Here is a 4,693-nt window from a genome sequence, read left to right as displayed (position 1 = left end):
TAAAAACAATTAAAAAAAAAAAAAAAAAGATTAAAATTTTAAATATTTTAATTGTAGGGGATTAAAATGACTGATAAGAAAGCTGTAAGAGTTAGAGATTTTGTTATAAGTACAGATGGTTTATTATTTGCTTCAACAAATTATATTCACCCAGAAGATAGAATAATCTCATTTTTAAGATACATTCCAGATGAAAATGGAGACAGAGAAAAAAATGGAATCAAATACTCCAAGGTAGGTTCCGAAGAGGCTTATGCCTATTTAAGGGAAAATCACCCTGATTACCTTTACTGGTGTGACGTTACAAATGTTGAAATGATGGGAGTTCCTATTGATAAAGTCCAAAGAATCATCAAGCCTGAAGACAGATTAAAAGGTCTTAGGGAAACATATATTCCAATAATCAATGAAAAGCTGGAAAAAGGAGAAAAATTGGACTATAAGGAAGAGTTAATGAGTAAATTGATTGACCTTTCAGATTTCTTCCATTATGTGGCTGGAATAGATTATGATGATTTAGGCATTTCAGGTTCAATTTTACCTGGACTTCAAAAGGCAGGAACATCAGATCTTGACTTTGTAGTCTATGGTCTTGAAAACCATAGAAATGCAATTAAAGCTTATAAGGAAAACAAGGATCAGGGAGTTTACATTGAAAAACTGGATAAGGAAATAACCTTGAACAGAATCAATGATGACTTCTGGGATTTTGTTTATGACAAGAGAATCAAGGACGACAGCCTTACAAAAGAAGAGTTTGCATGGTATGAGGAACGTAAAAGCAATAGGGGACTTATCAGAGAAACCCTTTTCGACATATTGGCTACCAAAAACTATGATGAAATCGAAGGAACTTGGGGAGACACAGTTTATGTTCCGGAAGGCTTTGCAAAAGTAAACTGTACAATTAAAAGTGCATTAGGTGCTTTTGACAATCCTGCAGTCTATACAATTGAAGATGTTGAAATTCTCGAAGGTCCAGACATTGAGATTACAGAACTTGCATCCCTTACACACACCTATGCCGGAGAAGTGCTTGACGGCGAAGAGGTTGTTGCAAGGGGAAAAATAGAAAAGGTTCTTAAAAATGGAGAATTCGAAAAATACAGAATTCTTGTTGGAACAACAAGAGAATCTTTAAATGAATATATTAAACTAAGAGAAAGTCCTGTCTAGGACTATCTCCATTATTTTTTTACTGTTTTTAAACAATTAAATGTCATCAACAATTTAATCATTAAATAAACAATTAAATATTATCAACAGCATAATCATTAAAACTATTTCTTATCTATTTTTAAAGTGTCACGGAATAATTCAGCTATTTCAACACGTTGGTCCTCGGAATAGGAATCCTCCTTATCCAAGGTAAACATAGCCAATTCATAAATAATCCTATTCATTCTTTTTCCATCTTCAGTCAAATAATATTCAGTCAACTTAGGATTTTCATCTATGACCTTTTTATAAATCAATCCATTGCTTTCCAAATCCTTTAAGCAAGTTGCCAAAACCTTATTGCTTAGATTAGGTTTGTCTTCCTTAAATTCCTTAAATCTCTTTTTTCCAAAAAACAAATCCCTAATAATTTGAATATCCCACTTTTTATTAAATAATTTTAAAGATCTATCCACTGGACAAAGCATACCTTCTGATTCTACCATATTATCCCCTGAGAATTTTTTTAATAATCAAATTACTATTTCTAAATAATGTATAATATAATTTATATTTTTTTAATTTTTATTAATTAAATTAACTAAATTTTATACATAATTTATTTTTTAAATCAAAAATTTTAAAATTATTAATTTAGTTATTTAATAAGAAACATACACTCCTACCTACCAAATATTGATTTTAATAAGTAAACATACCCATCACACAATACTAATAAAATATATTCTATATTATCAATAAAATTATTAAAAGAATGATTGATTAAATCAATAGCTAAAAAAATATATTCATTTTAAATAAGCAAACTTTTAATAAAAATGATAATAATTTTTACTAAAAAATTAAATTTTAGCCAGCAAATTAAAAACTAATAATTAAAATAAATTTTTACTAAAAAATTAAATTTTAGCTTTCAAATTAAAAACCATTATTCAAATTAAGTTTTAGCCCCCAAATTAAAAATCCTTATCTGAATTAAATTTTAGCCCCAAATTAAAAATCATTAGAAAAAAAATAAAATTACAATTTGTTTAAAAAAAATGAATTTAAAAGCAATATTTTAAAAATAACATAAAATTAAAAAGAAATAGTAAAATTGTAGCAATACTAACTACTTATAGGCAAAAATAACCATATAGTATTTATTAAATGAAAAATAAACTCCAAATTAACAATAAATATGGAGTGAAAATAATGATAAGTATTAGTGAAATTCGCAGCTATATGTTTTGCCCATTAAAATTATACTTTGAAAAAAACATTGACAAAAAAGATGATGAGGATATGTTTAAGGCAAAAATCATTAAGGACCTTAGAATAGACCTTGAGGATTTATTGCATAAAAACTTAAGAAAGCTTAAAAAAGATATGGAAATTCCGGAAATTGAAAACACATTATCCCAACAAGTCCTACAATACATAGAAACAAGTTTTGAAGTCTTTGAAGAGATAAGTGAAAAGGAAGAAAATGGGAATCAAAACAATAATGAAAATAAAAATAAAGACATGGAACAAATCATAAAACAGAAAGAGGATTTGATTAGTGAAATATTTCTTAAAATAAAAATCTTATCAATAAAAAGCAAGGAAGCAATGAAAATATTCGACAAGGAGGGCAGTGAAATTCAGGGATTGTTTTTCTCAAGCTGCATGTACAATTATCTGATTAGAGACATCGGTCTTGATTTGATTGGAGTTGTTGACAAGATAGAAGTTGAAAAGGGAAACTATTCCCCAGTTAGTTTAAAGTCTTCAAAACCTCCAATAAGAGGAGTTTGGGACAATGACATGATAGAAATTGTAGCTGATGCACTTCTAATAGAACAGGAATTTGACACACACATATCTGTTGGATATGTAGATTACTTGAAGATAAATGAAAGAAGGGCAGTTGTTGTTGACAACGAATTAAGAAAAACATTCTTCAAGATCTTAACAAGCATAAATAATATTGTTGAAAAAAAGGAAATTCCTAGAGTAAGAACAAATTTAAGAAAATGTGAAAACTGTGAATACAAGGAATTATGTGAAAACAATGAAAAATAATAAAAAAACAACAAAGCCAAAGAATTACAAGAAAACAATGAAAAATAATAAAAAAAATGAGTAAAAAGAATTAGTACGAATTAAAAAAAAATAGAAATAATGGAAAATAAATAAAAAATAAATTAAAAATAAAAATAGAAAAGGAGAATGATTAAGAATGGGATTAAAACTTATTATTGCCCTTTAACCTTTTTACATCAAAGACGGCAGTGTTAGCAACAGCCATTACAGCCATAACTCCTGCCTGGATTGGATCTGTAACAATCAAATCAGCCTCTTCAGTTACACTTCCAGGCATGTTAAGTGCAATAATAATCAATTCTTCTCTTTCTTTTTTAATCTTTTTGACAGCTTCAGTAATATTACCTCCCATAAGGGAACCTGCAAGAACCAAAGCACCTACACGAGGCAATCTGGTAACCGCTTCAACAGCCTCTGCAATATTTTCTTCACCAACCAAAGGAATTGTGTCCACACTTATACGTTCTCCACGAATATTATGCCTGTCCGCTTCAGTAATAGCGCCTACAGCAACCTGTGAAACCTGTGCACCACCACCAAAGATAAGAATCCTTTTACCGAAAATGTCATTTAAGGAACCATGGATTTCCATATCCAGAATAAAATCCAATTGTTTTAAATCATTTATTAACTGATCCAATTCCTTTACATTTTCAAGTTCCAGATTTAAAGTTCCAACATCCTCTTTAACATAAAGATGAACATAGGAAATATTTATTCCATGATTTGACAAAATATCGGTTATTTCATCTAGAACTCCTTTTTCTTCCTTAGTTGTAAGTGTTAATGAAATACTACTCATAATATTACCTTAAAATTAAAAAATAAAATAAAAAACATTTAATTGAGTAAAAAAACCAATTAAAACTTAATAAAACCAATTAAAACTTAATAAAACCAATTAAAACATGATAAAAAAAACATTTAATTGAGTAAAAAAACCAATTAATAAAATAAAAATCTAAGTTAATAAATTTTATTTTTAATTATAAATTGAGGAAATGCTTAAAATATTATTAACATAAATCTTTATTCTAATTTTGCCTTAAATGCTTCTAAATCAGCATGTGCCTTCCTATACATATTCAAATAACTGTCTTCTTCACGTACAGGAATTACTTCAAGACCTAAAGCCCTTGTCTCTTCAATCCAAGACTCATCAAAAACAGGAATCTCGAATTTAATATCTTCAGAGCTTTTATTTACAATGATGATGTCCCTATATGGAAAATCAAATTCCACAATGTATCCTCCGAGACTCATCATATGATAAGGCCTTATAACAAATTTCATAAAATCACCTTAAACCTTTCTTAAACATACAATTTCCTGTTAAACTAATTAATAATGCATTAAATTAAATTTTAATAAAAATTAATTAAATTAAAGTAAATTAATTAAATTAAATTAATTAAAATAATTAAAAATATTAAATCTAATTAAACCC

Annotated in this window: 5 protein-coding genes; 2 read left to right on the top strand and 3 right to left on the bottom strand. The window is 27.7% G+C overall.

The window, feature by feature from the left end:
• Window positions 1-66: 66 nt before the first annotated feature.
• A complete protein-coding gene (locus Q0138_RS00390) occupies window positions 67-1,176 on the top strand; it encodes a DNA polymerase subunit beta (RefSeq protein ID WP_297979355.1) in 1,110 nt (369 codons plus the stop codon).
• 104 nt (window positions 1,177-1,280) lie between these two features.
• Here Q0138_RS00390 and Q0138_RS00385 read toward each other — a convergent pair whose 3' ends face one another.
• The gene (locus Q0138_RS00385; protein ID WP_297979353.1) at window positions 1,281-1,664 is read right to left on the bottom strand and encodes a helix-turn-helix domain-containing protein; all 384 of its coding nucleotides are present in this window, start codon (window positions 1,662-1,664) and stop codon (window positions 1,281-1,283) included.
• 709 nt (window positions 1,665-2,373) lie between these two features.
• On the opposite strand from Q0138_RS00385, the gene cas4 reads away from it, so the two are divergent.
• The gene (gene cas4 / locus Q0138_RS00380) at window positions 2,374-3,225 is read left to right on the top strand and encodes a CRISPR-associated protein Cas4 (RefSeq protein WP_297979351.1); all 852 of its coding nucleotides are present in this window, start codon (window positions 2,374-2,376) and stop codon (window positions 3,223-3,225) included.
• 163 nt (window positions 3,226-3,388) lie between these two features.
• On the opposite strand, the gene Q0138_RS00375 is transcribed toward cas4, so the two are convergent.
• Window positions 3,389-4,048 carry a DUF5612 domain-containing protein gene (locus tag Q0138_RS00375; protein ID WP_297979349.1) on the bottom strand — a complete coding sequence of 220 codons (660 nt, stop codon included), beginning with the start codon at window positions 4,046-4,048 and terminating at the stop codon, window positions 3,389-3,391.
• A 227-nt stretch (window positions 4,049-4,275) separates the two neighbouring features.
• Window positions 4,276-4,539, bottom strand: coding sequence for an energy-converting hydrogenase B subunit P (locus tag Q0138_RS00370; RefSeq protein ID WP_297979347.1), 264 nt, complete (start codon window positions 4,537-4,539; stop codon window positions 4,276-4,278).
• Between the last annotated feature and the right edge of the window lie 154 nt (window positions 4,540-4,693).

Origin of the sequence: uncultured Methanobrevibacter sp. (assembly GCF_937906425.1) — an archaeon.
Lineage (GTDB): Archaea > Methanobacteriota > Methanobacteria > Methanobacteriales > Methanobacteriaceae > Methanobrevibacter.
The sequence above is the reverse complement of the archived record's forward strand: the minus strand, read 5'-3'. Positions and strand labels throughout refer to the sequence as shown.

Bases quoted from the DNA above. Each gene is read 5' to 3' on its own strand.
- Q0138_RS00375 (WP_297979349.1), bottom strand. From the start codon at position 4,048: ATGAGTAGTATTTCATTAACACTTACAACTAAGGAAGAAAAAGGAGTT.
- Q0138_RS00390 (WP_297979355.1), top strand. From the start codon at position 67: ATGACTGATAAGAAAGCTGTAAGAGTTAGAGATTTTGTTATAAGTACA.
- Q0138_RS00370 (WP_297979347.1), bottom strand. From the start codon at position 4,539: ATGAAATTTGTTATAAGGCCTTATCATATGATGAGTCTCGGAGGATAC.
- cas4 (WP_297979351.1), top strand. From the start codon at position 2,374: ATGATAAGTATTAGTGAAATTCGCAGCTATATGTTTTGCCCATTAAAA.
- Q0138_RS00385 (WP_297979353.1), bottom strand. From the start codon at position 1,664: ATGGTAGAATCAGAAGGTATGCTTTGTCCAGTGGATAGATCTTTAAAA.